The sequence below is a fragment of the Pseudonocardia zijingensis genome, assembly GCF_042657305.1.
Taxonomy (GTDB): domain Bacteria; phylum Actinomycetota; class Actinomycetes; order Mycobacteriales; family Pseudonocardiaceae; genus Pseudonocardia; species Pseudonocardia zijingensis.
Window position 1 is genome coordinate 1 of the sequence record NZ_JBHSKO010000079.1, and the last position, 861, is coordinate 861.

The window sequence follows — 861 nt, forward strand, 5'->3', positions numbered from 1 at the left end:
GGCGAGGCGCAGGAACTCCTCGCCGTCGGCGCGCGTGTTGGCCGTGACGCTGCGCAGCTGCTTCTCCCGGAACAGCTCCTCGCCGTACACCAGGCGCGGCACGTCGGTGAGGTGGATCCCGGCCACCGCCAGCGTGCCGCCCTGGTCGAGCGCCCGCATCGCCACCGGCACGAGCTCGCCCGCGGGCGCGAACAGCACGGCCGAGTCGAGCGGCTCGGGAGGCATCCCGTCGGACGGCCCGGCCGACGCCGCCCCCAGCTCGAGGGCGAGCTCGCGGGCCGCCGCCGAGCGGGTCAGCACGTGCACCACCGCGCCCTGGGCGATCGCGACCTGCGCGACGACGTGGGCCGACGCGCCGAACCCGTAGATTCCCAGCCGCCCGCCCGGCGGCAGCTCGGCCCGTTTCAGCGCCCGATAGCCGACGATGCCCGCGCACAGCAGCGGCGCGGCCACGGCGTCGCCCAGGCCGGCCGGCAGCCGGTACGCGTACGCCTCCGGCACCACCGCCAGCTCCGCGTAGCCGCCGTCGGCGTCCCAGCCGGTGAACGTGGCGTCCCGGCAGAGGTTCTCCCGCCCGGTCCGGCACCAGCGGCACCGCCCGCACGTCCCGCGCAGCCAGGCGATCCCGATCCGGTCGCCGACGTCGAACCGCGTGGCCCCCGGGCCGCGGGCGTCCACGATGCCGACGACCTCGTGGCCGGGCACGGTCAGCGGCCGCCGCGGCGCCAGGTCGCCCTCGGCCAGGTGGAGGTCGGTGCGGCACACCCCGCAGGCCTGCACCCGCACCCGCACCTCCCCCGGCCCGGGCGACGGCTCCGGGAGCTCGACGGCGTGCAGCGGCCCGCTGCCGATCGGCCCCGG

General features: G+C 78.3%; 1 protein-coding gene. It reads right to left on the reverse strand.

Going from position 1 to position 861, the window contains the following annotated elements; all coding sequences use genetic code 11:
• Nucleotides 1-861: zinc-dependent alcohol dehydrogenase family protein (locus ACFPL3_RS42010; RefSeq protein WP_379591045.1), on the reverse strand; the 861-nt coding region annotated here is incomplete at both ends.